Source organism: Pseudomonas sp. PDM13 (assembly GCF_025685765.1).
GTDB classification, from domain to species: domain Bacteria; phylum Pseudomonadota; class Gammaproteobacteria; order Pseudomonadales; family Pseudomonadaceae; genus Metapseudomonas; species Metapseudomonas solani.
On record NZ_JAOTQU010000032.1, the window covers coordinates 1 to 14,834 of the forward strand.

Here is a 14,834-nt window from a genome sequence, read left to right on the forward strand (position 1 = left end):
TCACCTTCAGCGAAGCGGTGAGCGGGCTGACCACGGGCGACTTCACCGTGGCCAATGGTTCCCTCAGTGCGCTGGTCAGCACCGATGGCGGCATCACCTGGACCGCGACCCTGACGCCCGATGCCAACGTCACCGACCCGAGCAACCTGATCAGCCTCAACAACGCCGGGGTTCAGGATGGGGCCGGCAACGCCGGCACCGGCTCCACCGACTCCAACAACTACGCCATCGACACCGAGCGGCCGACGGCCACCATCCTGGTCGCCGACACCGCGCTGAAGGCCGGGCAGGGCACCACCGTCACCATCACCTTCAGCGAAGCGGTGAGCGGGCTGACCACGGGCGACTTCACCGTGGCCAACGGCAGCCTCAGCGGGCTGTCCAGCATCGATGGCGGCCTCACCTGGACCGCGACCCTGACGCCCGATGCCAACATCACCGACCCGACCAACCTGATCAGCCTCGACAACACGGGCGTGCAGGACGCGGCGGGCAACACCGGCACCGGCAGCACCGATTCCAACAACTACGCCATCGACAGCCTGGCGCCGGCGGTGACTTCGGTCACGGTCCCGGCCAACGGCACCTACGGCCCTGGCCAGAACCTCGACTTCACCGTCAACTTCGGCGAGGCCGTCACCGTCGACACCCTCGGCGGCACACCGCGCCTGGTCATCACCCTGGACACCGGCGGTACCGCCTACGCCCAGTACCTGAGTGGCAGCGGCACCACCGCACTGGTGTTCCGCCTGGTGGTCACCAGCGGCCAGGCCGATGCCAACGGCATCAGCGTCGGCGGCGCGATCCAGGCCAACGGCGGCACCCTGCGCGATGCCGCTGGCAACGACGCGGTGACCACCCTCAACAGCGTCGGTGATACCAGCGCCGTGCTGGTGGATGCAGTGGCTCCCCGGGTTACCGATATCGTTCTGGACGGCACCTCGCCCACCACCAACAGCTCGGTTAGCTTCACCGTCACCTTCAGCGAAGACGTTACCGGGCTCGACCTGGCCGACTTCAACCTGCTCACCGGTGGCAGCGTCAGTGGCACCCTGCAATCCCTCGTGCAACTGACCGGCAACACCTGGCGTGTCACGGTCAGCGGCATCACCGGCCAGGGCAGCCTGGGCCTGTCGCTGCCGGCCATTGCCAGCGGTGTCGCCGACGGTCAGGGCAACGCCATGGTCGACTCCTATTCCACCATCGGCTACCAGATCGGCTCCCTGGACAACGGCGACCCGGAATTCCGCGCCAACCCGCCGGTGACCACGCCGACCGAGACCCCGGTGCCGCTGCAGCCCACCGTGCCCAGCGCGCCGCCGCCCTCGACCACCACCTCGCCGCTGATCCCGCCGCCGCTGTTCGAACAGCCGACGCTGGGCAGCGGTATTCCCACCGTGGGCAACATCTTCATCAACAACGGTGCCCTGGCGCCCAGCTTCATCGCCCAGGTGTTCGCCAGCAGCGACAGCAGCGGCGACGGTTCCGGCGCGGGCTTCCTCGGCTTCGGTGGCGGTGATGGCGGCGTGTTCGGTGCCAGCACCTTCTCCGGCCTGTTCAGCAAGGACAAGCCCCAGGAGAGCAACGAGAAGATCTTCGACAAGCAACGTGGCAATGGGCAGGGCGGGCGCAGCTTCGGCGCGCCGACCCTGGGCCAGCAGCTGCATGAGATGAAGGAAGCCGAGCAGCGCCAGGTGCGTCAGCTGGCACAGGCCCTGGGTCAGGTCGCGGGGACGGCCGCCCAGGGTTGAAACGATTTGGGGATATCCAATAACCAGCCGTACCAGGGGGCGGCACAAGGATGACCAACAATTACAAAGCGTTTGCGGCCAGTTTGCTGGCCTTGGCAATCAGTGGCTGCGCCGTGACCAGCCAGCCTATCGACAAGAGTGTCAGCGAGGAACGTGCACGCACCGACCTGCAGACCATGTTCCAGGGCCAGGAGCCGCTCTCCGGCCCGCTGACCCTGCACCAGGCCATGGCCCGTGCGGTGAAGTACAACCTCGAAGCGCGCCTGAAGGTGATGGAGCAGGCCATGGCCGAGCGCCAGCTCGACCTCGCCAGCTTCGACATGCTGCCGCGCATGGCGCTGTCTGCCGGCTACGCCGGGCGCAACAACGTCAGCGCCTCCAGCAGCCAGAGCATCGAGACCGGCACCCAGTCCCTGGAACCGTCCACCTCGCAAGACCGCGATCGCGGCGTGGCGGACCTGACCATGGTATGGAACGTGCTCGACTTCGGCGTCGCCTACGTCAGCGCCAAGCAGCAGGCCGACCAGCGCCTGATCGTCGAAGAGCGCCGTCGCAAGGTCATCCACACCATCACCCAGGACGTGCGCTCCGCCTACTGGCGTGCCGTGGCGGCCGAGCGCCTGCTCAAGCAGATCGACAGCCTCATGGGCCGCGTGGAGCAGGCCCGCGAGAACAGCCGTCACATGAGCAACCAGCGCATCGGCGATGCCGTGCAGGTGCTGGCTTATCAGCGCGCCCTGATCGAAGCCACGCGCCAGTTGGAAGACCAGCGCCGCGCCCTGACCCTGGCCAAGACCGAACTGGCCGCGCTGATCAACCTGCCGCTGAGCACCAGCTACCAGCTGGCCTCCACCGAGGGCTACAGCGTGCCCGAGCTGAAGGTCGACTTCGCCAGCCTGGAGCAGCAGGCCCTGGCCAGCCGCCCCGAGCTGCGCGAGCAGGACTACCAGGCGCGCATCAGTGCCGCCGAAACCCGCAAGGCCATGCTGCGTCTGCTGCCCGGCCTGGAGTTCTCCGCCGGCGGCCACTACGACAGCAACAGCTTCCTGGTGAACCAGAGCTGGGCCGACTACGGCGTGAAGGTGACCTGGAACCTGTTCAACGTGCTCTCGGCACCGGCAGCCATCGATGTTGCCAAGGCCGGGCAGAAAGTCGCCGACGCGCGTCGCCAGGCCATGTCCATGGCGGTGCTGGCTCAGCTGTACGTGGCCAACGCCAACTTCCATGAGGCCCAGCGCCAGTTCCAGACCAGCCAGCAACTGGCCGACCTGGACGGGCAGATCGCCGAGCAACTGCGCAACCGCTACAGCACTCAGAGCATCGGCGAGCTGGAACTGATCCAGGGCGAGCTGAACACCCTGCAGGCGCAGCTCAAGCGTGACCTGTCCTATGCCGACCTGCGCAACGCCTACAGCCAGCTGTTCATCAGCGCCGGTGTAGACCCGCTGCCGGACGCGCTGCCGGACGCCAACCTCTCCACCATCGCCGGGGCCCTGGCCAACAGCGAATCGCGTTGGGAAAACGGCGATATCGGCACTGCGAAGTAACCCTCGCGGTTCGATGGGAAAGGGGCTTCGGCCCCTTTTTCATGGGCAAAAAACCGGATCGGCTGCGCGTGGGGCAGGTGAAACCCGACGGGGTCGGCAGCGTGCCCTCGCGGGTTGCACCCGCCCTACGGGGCGGTGTGCATGCTGGCGACCCTTGACGCATGAGGGGAGGGGGCTTGTGCCTCGGCGCCAACCCGAGGGCTCAGTGAACGCTCTGCGCCTGCTCTTCGAACAGCCGCTGGGCGGTGCTCAGGCGTTCCAGCTCGCGGCGCACCATGGCGGCGTATTCCGGCGGCTTGAGCTGGTAGAGCTCGGTGGCGACCCAGGCCAGCCAGCGCGGGCCAAGGGCCGCGCGCTGGTCCAGCAGGCGCAGCGCGTCGGCGAGGGCGCGCTCGGCGTTGTCCTGGTGGAAGCGTTCGCGGCCCACGGGGTCAGTTGGCCTGCAGGCCGACGTAGATGTTCTGCACATCGTCGTGGTTGTCGAGGGCGTCGAGGAAGGCCTCGACCTCTTCCAGCTCGGCGCCGGAAAGCGCGACCGGGTTCTTCGCCTTGTAGCCCAGGTTGGCCGACGCCACGGTGAAGCCGAATTCCGGCAGCGCCTTGCACACGGCGTCCAGGTCGGTGGGGTCGGTGTAGAAGGTGGCGCCTTCGTCACCGGTTTCGAAGTCCTGGGCGCCGGCTTCGATGGCGGCCAGTTCCGGGTCGGCATCGGCGCTGGCCGGCTCGGCCTCGATCATGCCCAGGTGGTCGAAGTCCCAGGACACCGATCCGGAGGTGCCCAGCTGGCCCTTGCGGAACAGCACGCGGATCTCGGCGACAGTGCGGTTGAGGTTGTCGGTCAGGCATTCGACGATCACCGGCACGCGGTGCGGGGCGAAACCTTCGTAGAGGGTGCGCTCGTAGTTGACCACTTCACCGGTGAGGCCGGCGCCTTTCTTGATGGCGCGCTCCAGGGTGTCCTTGGGCATCGAGGCCTTCTTGGCCTGGTGCACGGCAAGGCGCAGCTTGGGGTTCATGTCCGGGTCGGCGCCGTTACGGGCGGCGATCATGATTTCCTTCACCAGCTTGCCGAAGATCTTCCCTCGGGCGTTGGCGGCGGCTTCTTTAGGTTTGGCTTTCCACTGGGCGCCCATGGCGTTTCTCTCGCAGGTTGCACGGGGAGCGGGGCGCTGCCCGCTCATGACAGGTGGGCGATTCTACCGGGCAGGCGGGGGCGCCTGCCAGTTGCGGCGCCGGTTGGTGGAGTCGCACCCCGACGCCGCAACCAAACTAGGCGGAAAGTCGTGGAGCGCAGGTTAAAAGGCCGAGCGCACTACGCCGCCGTCTACGCGAAGAGCGGCACCATTGGTGGCGGAGGAGGCCTCGGAGCAGACATAGACCACCAGGTTGGCCACTTCCTCCGGGCGGGCGAAGCGCTTGAGCAGCGAGGTAGGGCGGGCGCTAGTGAAGAACTCCTTCTCGAAGGATTCGAAGCTTTGGCCGCCGGAGAGCTTGTCGACGAACTCGCCCACGCCTTCGGAGTGGGTCGGGCCCGGCAGCACGGCGTTGACCGTGACCCCGGTGCCGGCGCAGGTTTCGGCCAGCCCGCGGGAGAGGCCCAGTTGAGCGGTTTTGGTTACGCCGTAGTGGATCATCTCCGTCGGAATCTGCACGCCGCTCTCGCTGCTGATGAACACCACGCGGCCCCAGTTGCGCGTCTTCATGCCGGCCAGGTAAGCGCGGGTCAGGCGCACGCCGGACATGACGTTGGTGTCGAAGAAGCGCTGCCAGTCCTCGTCGGGAATGTCGTCGAAGGGCTTGGGATCGAAGATGCCCAGGTTGTTCACCAGCACGTCCACTTCCGGGTGGTGCTGCACCAGCCGGGCGATCTCTTCGGGCTGGGTCAGGTCACCGGCGAAGCCTTCGACTTTGGCATCGGGCTGCTGGGCGCGCAGGCGGGCGAGGGCCTCGTCCACCGAACCCTGGCTGCGGCCGTTGAGGATCACCCGTGCACCCTCGCGGGCCAGGCCGGCGGCGATGGCGAAGCCGATGCCCTTGGTGGAGCCCGAGACCAGGGCGCGTTTGTTGGTCAGGTTGAAATTCATGTTTCCTCCGGGGGGTTGGGGAGCGGTACCGGAGATTGGGTATAGACGCTTTATCCGCCCCGTGCCGTAGCCCGGGCTTCAGCCCGGGAGAATCAGGGTGTGCGCCGGGTACGGTTGCCGGTCAGATCCGCCCCGCCAGCTTGCGCGCATCCTCCAGCCAGCCGGCCAGGCGTGCCTCGCTGGCGCCGCGTATCGGCCCCAGCGGTAGCGTGCGCACCGGGGTGATGCCGCAAAATTTCAGGGTGGTGCGTTCCATCTGGTTCAGGCCCGGGGCGCGGTAGACCCAGCGGAAGTACCAGGGCGGCGTATCGAGGGGGACCAGTTGGTGCGCCGAGCGGCCCTTGAGCAGCCGCGCGGGGAAGGGGTTGCCCTTGCGGTAGGCGAAGGCGAAGCCCGGCAGCAGTATGCGGTCGAGAAAGCCCTTGAACAGCGCCGGCACACCGCCCCACCAGATGGGGTAGACGAAGCACAGGTGCTCGGCCCAGGTGATCGCCTCCTGGGCGCGGAGCAGGTCCGGCTCCAGTGGCTGGATGCGCCGGTAGCCCTCGTGGAGGATGGGGTCGAAATCCAGCTGGTGCAGGCACAGCGTGCGCACCTCGTGGCCTGCCGCCTGAGCCGCCTGTGCATAACCCTGCGCCAGTGCCGCGCAGTAGCTCTCGCCCGAGGGATGCCCGAGTACCACCAGGACGCGTTTCGTTGCCATGTGCCACCTGCCCATTGAAGGAAAGGCGGCAGTCTGGCGTCTGCCCCTAGGGGCAGAGTCAAGCCTCGTGCAGCAGGGCGCCGCGCTGGGCGGGTTCGGTGGCGCAAAGGGCCTGGTCGGCCTGGGGCTGGCCGCCGATGCAGGCATGGATTTCTGCGCCGATACGCCCCAGCTGTGCGTCCAGGCGTTGCAGCCGGCGGATTTCCGCACGCAGGGCAGCACGCTTGTCCTGCAGGCGCTGGTACAGCTCGGGCCAGTCGGGTTCTTCGCCACCGGCCAGCAGCGGGTGCAGTTCGGCCAGGCGGAAACCCACCGATTGCGCCTGGCGGATCAGCAGCACCTGCTGCAGGTGGCGCTCGCCATAAACGCGGTAGACGCCCTGGCGCGGCACCGGGCCGAGCAGGCCCTGCTCTTCATACAGGCGGATGGCCTTGGCGCTGGCGCCTGTGCGGCTGGCGAGTTCGCCGATGTGCATGGTGGGCGTCCCTGGGGGTGAGAGAGGGGATGACGGTAATGGCTGGCCGCGAGTCGTTCAATGGCGGTTTGATGCGGGGATGAAAACGGTGGGCTGAAGCCCACCCTACGCCCACCCCACGCCCACCCGCCCAGCCTTTGCCTGCGACCTTGCGGCACGTGGGGCGGGGCTCGGCAGTGACGGGGGCGGTCGCTACAATGCCGCCTTTTTCGAGGAGTTCGAGCCTTGAGCACCCCATCCTTTGGCGTCGGCGATGCCTCCTACCAGGCCGCTGGCGAGATCGACGGCCTGCGTCGCCTGGTCGATGACTTCTACCGCCTGATGGACGAACTGCCGGAGGCTCGTGACCTGCGCGGCATGCACCCGGAGAGCCTGGAGCTGTCGCGGGACAAGCTCGCCAGCTTCCTCAGCGGCTGGCTCGGCGGCCCGCGCCTGTTCAGCGAGAAATACGGCTCCATCGCCATTCCCGCCTTCCACGCCCAATGGCCGATCGACGAAGCCCGCAGCGCCGCCTGGCTGCTGTGCATGGAGCGGGCGATCGCGCTGCAGGGCTACTCCAGCGAATTCGCCGACTACCTGCTGGCCCAGTTGCGCATCCCCGCCGAGCGGGTGGTGCAGGCCAGTCGCAACCGCCACGGCTGACGCTTGCCCGTCATCCTCCGCCATCCATACTTGCCGGGCCGGCTCCGGCCAACTCCCTATCGAGGTCCCCATGAAACCCGTACGCATCGTCGCCCAATGGGCTGAAGACGAAAGACAGACCCTGGTGATCGTCGCCCTGCAGGCCGACGACATGAGCATCGAGAAAACCGTGGAAGCCTTCGGCTATGTGAAGGACTACGACGACGAAGACCGCATGTACGTGCGCTACCCCTTCGTGCTGGAGGAGTACTCCGACACCGAAGCACTGATGGACTGGGGCGCCCTGGACGACACCCGCACCCTGATCGACCTCTACGGCCGCCGCATCGTCCCCGGCGAAGCGCTGATCCGCAACGAGCGCGGCGAGCGCTACGACTACCAGGTGGTTTCGGTGGAGCCGTTCGTGCCGGCGTGATTCACAGGCAGACGGGAGTGGTGGCGCAGCCGTAGATGAACAGCGCCGGCACGTAGGCGATGGCGAAGGACAACAGGCTCGGCAACAGGTGCAGCAGGGCCTTGAGTGGGCTGATTCGCCAGAACAGCGTACCGGCCGCGAATACGGTGGTGAGCGTGGCGCAGGCAAATGCGAAGGGATGGTCCAGTCGCGGGTTCATGTCCTCCAGCAGCAGGCCGCTGACCACCAGTAGCGCGATGGCCACCAGGTAGGCGGCACCGACGCTGAACAGGGACAGCCACAGGGCCTTGTATTGCGGGTTTCTGCGGGCGATGCCTATCACGCCGGCCATGCCCAGCAGGATCAGGGCACAGGCGCAGGCGGCAAAGCTCAGTACATAGGGCGTCAGTGGGTAGCGCACTTCACATCCTTGTTGGGTCGGGGCGTCCGTCGCCCTGTTTGTGCAAAAAGCGGCGGGCAATCTTGGCAGGGCCGATCAGAGCTCGCAATGCGCCTCAAGCATCCCGCAACAGATCGTGGGCGTTGAGCAGGGCGTAGAGGATTTCCGGGTGTCTCTCCAGGCCGCGGCGGATGGCGCTGGGGATGGACTGGCGGGTCTTGCGGCAGAGGCCGGCCTGCTCGGCGATGTCGATTTCGATGCCGCGCCCGCTGCGCACCTCGTTGAAGCCGGGGGCGATGGCCAGGCGGATGCCGAGCTGCTCGAACATCTTCTGCTGCATACGCCCGAGGTCGTCGAGGCTGGTGATGTTCTCCAGCCGGTCGAGCAGGCGCAGCTCTTCCTGGCGCGTCAGGCGCAGGATGCGCAGGTCGGCGCCGGGCGCGTCCAGCAGCTGGTCGCGCTCGCAAATGCAGGTGCCGGGCGGGCAGGGGTTGCGCAGGGGGAGGGTGGCCGTCATGCATCGATCATAGCGGCAGCCCGGCGCGCTTGCGTAGGGCCGACCAGCGCCTGATGGCCCCGTGCTGCACATTTTCCCGCTTCGGCTGTCCAAATCCCATGATCGGGCCCGCCGGGCCTTGCGCCCGTGCCTGTGGATCAAGCAGGCTGGGCCGCGCCAGGGGTGATATCGCATTGCGCTGGACGGATTGGAATCGCGCATCATGAGCGCTATCAGCTAAGGGAGGTTTCCATGGGGGGCATGCATCGCGTGTCGCGGCTTGCGGCGTTGACGCTGGGAATGGCACTGGCGGCTGGCGCCATGGCCAGCGAGGAATCGCAGCTGGTCGAATCGATCAACCTGTACCGCAGCTCGGTGCAGAGCTGCGCCGGCGAGGCATCCCTGGAGCTGCCGCCGCTGGCCGCGGACCCGCGCCTGGTGCTGTCGGCCAGCAGCATCGGCGACCTGCAGCAGGCGCTGGCGCAGTCCTCCTACCCCATGGTCAACGTGCAGGCCATCAGCCTGTCCGGCCCCCGTGATGCCAAGTCCGCTATGGGCGCGTTGCAGGAGAGCTTCTGCCATGTGCTGCTGGACCCGCAGTTCGTCGACGTCGGCGTGAGCCGTGAGGACCGCGACTGGCGCATCGTCCTCGCCCGGCCGCTGCTGGCCGCCGCCCTGGGCAAATGGGAGAAGGAGGGACAGACGCTGCTGGAGCAGATCAACGCCGTGCGCGCCCAGCCCCGCCAATGCGGCGGGCAGGCCTTCGCCGCCACCACGCCACTGGCCTGGAACGCCACCCTGGGCACCGCTGCCGAAGGCCATGCACGTTCCATGGCCAACCAGAACTACTTCGACCACAAGGGCCGTGATGGCCGCACCCCGGGCGACCGCGCCGAACTGGCGGGCTATGTCGGCCAGCAGATCGGCGAGAACATCGCCGCCGGCCAGGACAGCGCGCGCAAGGTGCTCGACGGCTGGCTCGCCAGCCCCGGCCATTGCGCCAACCTGATGAACCCGCAGTACCGCGAGCTGGGCGCCGGCTACGCGGTGGACCCGAAAAGCGATGCCGGCATCTATTGGACGGCGATGTTCGGGACGCAGTGACGAGGTTGGTTTGGGGCTCCGCTTGATGGGATTCGCTGCGCTCTTCCCATCCTACGAGGGCCGGTCCGTAGGATGGGTAGAGCCTGGCGAAACCCATCGATGCTCGCCGCCCATGAGTGGCTCCAATGAGGCATCGATATCCCCGGGCTGAAGCCTAGGCTACGGTGGCAGCCAGTCGCGACAGCGGCAACTTCCATTAAGTTCCATGAAAACAAGCGAAGCGGCGGGCATCTCCGCCCTTCGTCGGTTTCTGTATCGATTCTTTGACAGGCCATGCCTCGCTTCCTATACCCAGAACCTTCCCATGGAGTCCTGGTAAGGACGCACCGATGACCCCTTCCCCGAAACCGGTCTGCCTCAAGGCAGGCGCCTTTCCCCGTGCGCGGCTGGCCTGCGCGGTCACCCTGGCCCTTGGCGGGCTGGTGGTCCCCGAGGCCTTCGCCGACGACTGCCCGACGCGGCTCAGCGGGCGCCTGGAAAGCCCCTGCACGGTGGCGGCCGGCAGCGACCTGCAGGTCACCGCCAGCGGGGCCATCGAGGTGACGGAGGGCCCGGCGGTGCTCATCGACCACGCCGGTGACGGCGCCAGCACCCTGCGCAACAACGGCACGCTCTCGGCCATCGGCGGCCTGGACGGCGACGGAGCGACTTTGCGCCTGCAAGGCACCGAGGTGACCGGCAGCCTGCTCAACAACGCCAGCGGGGTGATCCGCTTCGAAGGGCTCACGGTGAACGGTGGCGACGCCGCCCTGCGCCTGGACGACAGCACCCTGCATGGCGCCATCGTCAATTCCGGGCTGATCGACGGGCAGGACCCGGCCGATGGTATCTACCTCAGCGGCAGCCGGGTCGACGGCGCGCTGCGCAACAGCGGGACCATCCTCGGTTCCACCGGCGTGAGCCTGGTCGACAGCAGTCTCGGTGGCGATATCCGCAACAGCGGCACCATCACCGGCCAGGCCAACGGCATGGACATCGCCGGCAGCGACATCCTCGGCAGCATCCGCAACTACGGCACCCTGGAAGGCACCGACGGCTGGGGCCTGTATGTCACCGACACGCGCATCGGCCTCGATGTGGTGAACACCGGCAGCATCGGCGCGGGGTCCTTCCCCTTCGGTGGCGTGCGCCTGGCCGACACCGATATCGTCGGCTACCTGACCAACGCCGGCGATATCGACACCGGCTCCCTCGGCACCGGCCTGGTGATGCTGCGCGGCAGCATCGGCCACGACCTGAACAACCGCGAGCGCATCGCCGGCAACAACGGCATGAGCGTCAACTTCGCCACCATCGGCGGCGACATCCGCAACAGCGGCACCATCGAGGGCCGCTTCAACCCGGATGGCGGCGGCTTCGGCTGGAACTCCACCGGCACCACCGTCCACGGCAAGGTGGTCAACAGCGGTACGGTCAAGGCGGCGACCACAGCGGTGAACTTCGACGACGTGCAACTGGACGGCGGCTTCTACAACCGCGGGCGCATCGAAGGCGCCACGGGCCTGGTGCTCGACGGCAACACCGTGATCGGCGGCGGGCTGATCAACAGCGGGGTGCTCCAAGGCGACGACTACGCGTTGCGGGTGGGCGACGAGGCGACCCTCGACGGCCTCTACATCGCCGGGGCGAACAGCGCCCAGTTCATCGGCGAAGTGTTCGCGCCGCGTACCCGGGTGACGCTGTTCAGCGACGCTGGCTACACCCTGCAGGACGGCAACCTGTTCACGGTCGATGAGTTCGTCAACCGCGGCGTGCTCTCGGTGGCCGCCGTCAACGCCGCCGGCGCCTCGGCCAAGGCCACCATCGATGGCGACTACCGCCAGGCGGCCGGCGCCGTGCTGCGCCCCCAGGTGCAGGACGCCGCCCACTACGGGCAACTGGTGGTCACCGGCACCGCCACGTTGCCGAGCCAGGCGCGCTTCGACGTGGACGTGGCCAACCCCGGCCAGGCCTTCGACGTCGACCGCCTGCAGGACGTGCTCAGCGCCGGCACGCTGCAGTCCGACGGCACCTTCAACGTCACCAGCAACTCGGCGCTGTTCGGCTTCGGCGCGGTGAAGGATGGCAACACGGTCGACCTGACCCTCGCCGCCAAGTCCGCCGATGGCGTCGCCACGGCCGCTCGTAGCGCCGGGCTGGATGCCGGCGGTGCCGCCCAGGTGATCGACCAGCAACTCGCCCAGGGCAGCGCCAGCGCCTTCACCCCCTACTTCGTCAGCGCCACCAGCACGGCCGAGGTGGCCAGCAGCCTGGCGCAGACCCTGCCGATGAACAGCGACGCCCTGCGCAGCAGCCAGTTCGCCCTGGCCGCCATCGGTGACGCGGTGCAGGGGCGCCTGCAGTCCGCCACCGGGCAGCTGGCGGCGGGCGGGCTGGCCGCACCCGGCGATTCGATCTGGAGCCAACCCTTCAGCTACCGCACCGGCCGCGACGACGGCAGCGCCCTCGATGCCGCCAGCGGTACGGTGTTCGGCTTCGACACCCGCACCTCTGCCAGCTCGCGGGCGGGCGTGGCCTTCGCCTATGCCGATGGCGGCACCGGCCGCAGCGAGCAGGGCGGCCAGCAGAGCAACCGCCTGGGCATGTGGCAGTTCCTCGGCTACAGCAGCCACACCCTGGCCCCGGACACCGAGCTGATGCTCTACGCCGGCGCCGGGCAGAACCGCGTGGAGGGTGAGCGCGGCATGGCCATCTCCGGGCTGCGTGGCACCGCCAAGGCCGACTACGACAGCCTGGTGACCACGGTCGGCACCAGCCTCGGCAAGGCCTTCCAGCTCGGCGAGTATTCGCGGCTGCTGCCCTCGCTGCGCCTGGACTACAACCACATCCACGAGGACGCCTACCGCGAGCGCGGCCCTGGCAGCCTGGCGCCGCTGCTGCTGGAGGTGGATGCGCGGGACACCGATCAGTTGATCGCCGGCTTCGACGGCAAGCTGGAACACGCCATCGCCCCCAACCTGCGACTCAACGCCAGCCTGGGCGTGGGCTACGACCTGATCAACGAGGACGGCGCCCTCACCGCGGCCTTCGCCGGTGCGCCGGGCCAGCGCTTCACCACCACGGGCGAGGCGCCCAGCCCCTGGCTGCTGCGCAGCGGCTTCGGCATCGCCCGGCAGTTCGACAACGGCGCCGAGCTGTCCCTGGACTATAGCGCCCAGGCGCGTGGCGACTATGACGACCAGGCGGCGTCACTGCGGGTGAACATGCCCTTTTAGCGGCGCGGTCAGGATCGGTCCGGCTCGTCGAGGAACTCGGTGGCGTCGCTGCCGTCGGCGTTGAGCTGGAAGATGCGCGCCGGGCGCCCCCGCTCGTCGAAGAACACCTGGCCGAGGCCGGCCGAATTCCACAGGCGCTCGCCCGCCTTGCTGTGGGCCGGGGTGCGCGGCACCACCTGCATGCGCCGGCGCTTGGTGAACCAGTTGAGCGGCGAGTGGGGCGAGTAGAGCCAGCGGTTGAGGCGGTCGAAGACATCCAGCAGGCGCCGGGGGAATTCGTTCTTCACGCCGCTGCTGGTGATCTGCCAGATGCGCGGGCCCTGCTTGCGATGGCGGATCAGCACCTCGTAGACGAAGGAGTAGTGCACGTCCCCGGAGAGGATCACGTAGCTGCCCGGCGTGCGCGAGTGGCGGAAGATGTTGAGGATCACCTGGGCCGCGCCGCGATGGGCCATCCAGTTCTCCGCGTCCACCAGCAAGGGGTGGCCGAACCAGCTGAAGACCTTCTGCACCGCCTCGATCAGCTTCACGCCGAACACCGGCGCGGGCGAGACGATGATGGCCGAAGGGTGGTCGAGCAGCTCATGCTGCAGCTCGCTCAGGGCTTCCCAGTCCAGCAGGCCGGAGGGGCGCTTGAGATTCACCTCGCTGCGCCAACGGCGGGTGCGGGTGTCCAGCACCAGCAGGGCGGGCGTGGTGGGCAGGCTGTACTGCCAGTGGTTGAAGGCCAGCAACTCGTCGATCAGGTCATCCAGCGCCGGGCTGTCGAAGTGGTTGTCGGCCTGCGCGCTGGCGGTAAGCGCCTGGATCTTCTCCAGCAGCGCGGTGAAGGCGTCCGGGTCATTGCCCCAGCCCTGGCAGAGCAGGTAGGCGAGCAGGGCGTTGCCGATGATGCGCTTGGAGAAGGGATGGCCGTAGGCGGTCTGTTCCCACTGGGCGGAGAGGTTCCAGTCGTCGGTGATGTCGTGGTCGTCGAAGATCATCAGCGTCGGCAGGTGGGCGAACACCCGCGCCGCGCCCGGCAGGCTCTCGCGGAAGGCCTCCAGGCGCTGGCGTTCCAGCTGGTAGCGCTCGACCTTGTCCACCGGCAGTGACGGCATCTCGGTTTCCAGCAGCGTCCAGGGCACCGGCGACCACACCAGCAGGTACATGGCCAGCACCTCGGCCAGGGTCGCCAGGTGGTTGTCGGCGTTGCTGCTGGTGAAGATGGGCTTCTTCGCGCCCCCGAAGAAGCGCTCGCGCAGGGTTTCGTTGCTCTCCAGCGCCGGCAACAGGTCGGCGCGCCGGTAGTAGCTGGCCGGGTGCTGGTACAGGGCCTGGCTGTCGTCGACCACGGCACCGTCCAGGCGCTCGTCGAACAGCCCGAGGCGGGCGATCAGCTGGTGGATGGCGCGCAGCATCGGCCCGGCCACATCGTCGGCGTAGACCTGGTCGCCACTGAGCATCAGCAGCGCCGGGCGCTGTTCCGGCGCGGGTTGCGCGGCCAGCAGGCGGTCCGCGCAAAGCAGGCCCTCCGCCGCCGGGTGGTGGGGCTTGCGGCAGGAGCCATGGAGCAACTGGTCGATACTCGAGCGCAGCACGAAGCCCGGCTGCTGCGCCTCGCCATAGAGCAGGTGCGGCGCCCATTGGGCGATGCCCTGGTCGTCGAAACGCAGGTCGTAGTCGATCTGCCGGTCGCAGGGCAGGGGTGCATCCAGGTGCAGGTCGATCAGGTGCAGGAAAGCGTGCCGCCCCAGCTGCACCACCTGGCAGGCCTCGCCATCGAGGCGGTGATCGCGGGCTTCACCCTCGATGCTCAACCGCAGGTTCAGCGCCAGCTCGCGGCTGGCCACCAGCCACAGCACCACGCGCTGCGCCTCCAGCCGCCGCAGCATCGGGCCGGCAAGAACGGGCGGAAGGTGATCGGACGTGGCGAGTTGGGGTGAGGGCATCGGGGCAAAGGGTATCGGGCGGACAAGCGCGGAAGAATAACGCGACTGGCCAGGGCGGCTGAACAGCAAGGGCGACTGTTCTGTTAGCGGGC

General features: G+C 68.0%; 14 protein-coding genes. 6 read left to right on the forward strand and 8 right to left on the reverse strand.

Going from position 1 to position 14,834, the window contains the following annotated elements:
- A partial coding sequence (locus OEJ36_RS26320; RefSeq protein ID WP_263404023.1) for an Ig-like domain-containing protein occupies positions 1–1,751 on the forward strand: 1,751 nt, incomplete at its 5' end.
- A 50-nt stretch (positions 1,752–1,801) separates the two neighbouring features.
- The gene (locus OEJ36_RS26325) at positions 1,802–3,298 is read left to right on the forward strand and encodes a TolC family protein (protein WP_263404024.1); all 1,497 of its coding nucleotides are present in this window, start codon (positions 1,802–1,804) and stop codon (positions 3,296–3,298) included.
- Positions 3,299–3,500: 202 nt separating this feature from the next.
- Here the strand turns inward: OEJ36_RS26325 and OEJ36_RS26330 are convergent, their stop codons facing one another.
- The 5 genes from OEJ36_RS26330 to OEJ36_RS26350 form a co-directional block, all read right to left on the reverse strand.
- Entirely contained in the window at positions 3,501–3,725 is a 225-nt protein-coding gene (locus OEJ36_RS26330; RefSeq protein WP_021222081.1) for a hypothetical protein, read from the reverse strand.
- A gap of 4 nt (positions 3,726–3,729) precedes the next feature.
- A complete protein-coding gene (locus tag OEJ36_RS26335; protein WP_021222080.1) occupies positions 3,730–4,431 on the reverse strand; it encodes a YebC/PmpR family DNA-binding transcriptional regulator in 702 nt (233 codons plus the stop codon).
- 162 nt (positions 4,432–4,593) lie between these two features.
- Positions 4,594–5,382, reverse strand: a complete 789-nt coding sequence (locus tag OEJ36_RS26340; protein WP_263404025.1) for an SDR family NAD(P)-dependent oxidoreductase — start codon at positions 5,380–5,382, stop codon at positions 4,594–4,596.
- A gap of 121 nt (positions 5,383–5,503) precedes the next feature.
- Complete coding sequence (locus OEJ36_RS26345) at positions 5,504–6,085, reverse strand: NAD(P)H-dependent oxidoreductase (protein WP_263404026.1); 582 nt, start codon at positions 6,083–6,085, stop codon at positions 5,504–5,506.
- A gap of 58 nt (positions 6,086–6,143) precedes the next feature.
- Positions 6,144–6,560 carry a MerR family transcriptional regulator gene (locus tag OEJ36_RS26350; RefSeq protein WP_263404027.1) on the reverse strand — a complete coding sequence of 139 codons (417 nt, stop codon included), beginning with the start codon at positions 6,558–6,560 and terminating at the stop codon, positions 6,144–6,146.
- A gap of 225 nt (positions 6,561–6,785) precedes the next feature.
- On the opposite strand from OEJ36_RS26350, the gene OEJ36_RS26355 reads away from it, so the two are divergent.
- Together OEJ36_RS26355 and OEJ36_RS26360 are read left to right on the forward strand one after the other, a co-directional pair.
- Positions 6,786–7,202, forward strand: coding sequence for a group II truncated hemoglobin (locus tag OEJ36_RS26355; protein ID WP_263404028.1), 417 nt, complete (start codon positions 6,786–6,788; stop codon positions 7,200–7,202).
- 70 nt (positions 7,203–7,272) lie between these two features.
- The gene (locus OEJ36_RS26360; RefSeq protein WP_021222075.1) at positions 7,273–7,617 is read left to right on the forward strand and encodes a hypothetical protein; all 345 of its coding nucleotides are present in this window, start codon (positions 7,273–7,275) and stop codon (positions 7,615–7,617) included.
- 1 nt (position 7,618) lies between these two features.
- Here the strand turns inward: OEJ36_RS26360 and OEJ36_RS26365 are convergent, their stop codons facing one another.
- Both OEJ36_RS26365 and OEJ36_RS26370 read right to left on the reverse strand, forming a co-directional pair.
- A complete protein-coding gene (locus OEJ36_RS26365) occupies positions 7,619–8,017 on the reverse strand; it encodes a hypothetical protein (RefSeq protein ID WP_263404029.1) in 399 nt (132 codons plus the stop codon).
- A gap of 94 nt (positions 8,018–8,111) precedes the next feature.
- Positions 8,112–8,513, reverse strand: coding sequence for a hypothetical protein (locus tag OEJ36_RS26370; RefSeq protein WP_263404030.1), 402 nt, complete (start codon positions 8,511–8,513; stop codon positions 8,112–8,114).
- A gap of 240 nt (positions 8,514–8,753) precedes the next feature.
- Here OEJ36_RS26370 and OEJ36_RS26375 point away from each other — a divergent pair, with 240 nt between their 5' ends.
- Together OEJ36_RS26375 and OEJ36_RS26380 are read left to right on the forward strand one after the other, a co-directional pair.
- Complete coding sequence (locus tag OEJ36_RS26375) at positions 8,754–9,596, forward strand: CAP domain-containing protein (protein WP_148304329.1); 843 nt, start codon at positions 8,754–8,756, stop codon at positions 9,594–9,596.
- 329 nt (positions 9,597–9,925) lie between these two features.
- The gene (locus OEJ36_RS26380; RefSeq protein ID WP_263404031.1) at positions 9,926–12,811 is read left to right on the forward strand and encodes an autotransporter domain-containing protein; all 2,886 of its coding nucleotides are present in this window, start codon (positions 9,926–9,928) and stop codon (positions 12,809–12,811) included.
- Between the two features lie 8 nt (positions 12,812–12,819).
- Here the strand turns inward: OEJ36_RS26380 and OEJ36_RS26385 are convergent, their stop codons facing one another.
- Positions 12,820–14,685: an alkaline phosphatase D family protein gene (locus tag OEJ36_RS26385; protein ID WP_263404032.1), complete on the reverse strand. Its 1,866-nt coding sequence runs from the start codon at positions 14,683–14,685 to the stop codon at positions 12,820–12,822.
- Positions 14,686–14,834 lie beyond the last annotated feature (149 nt).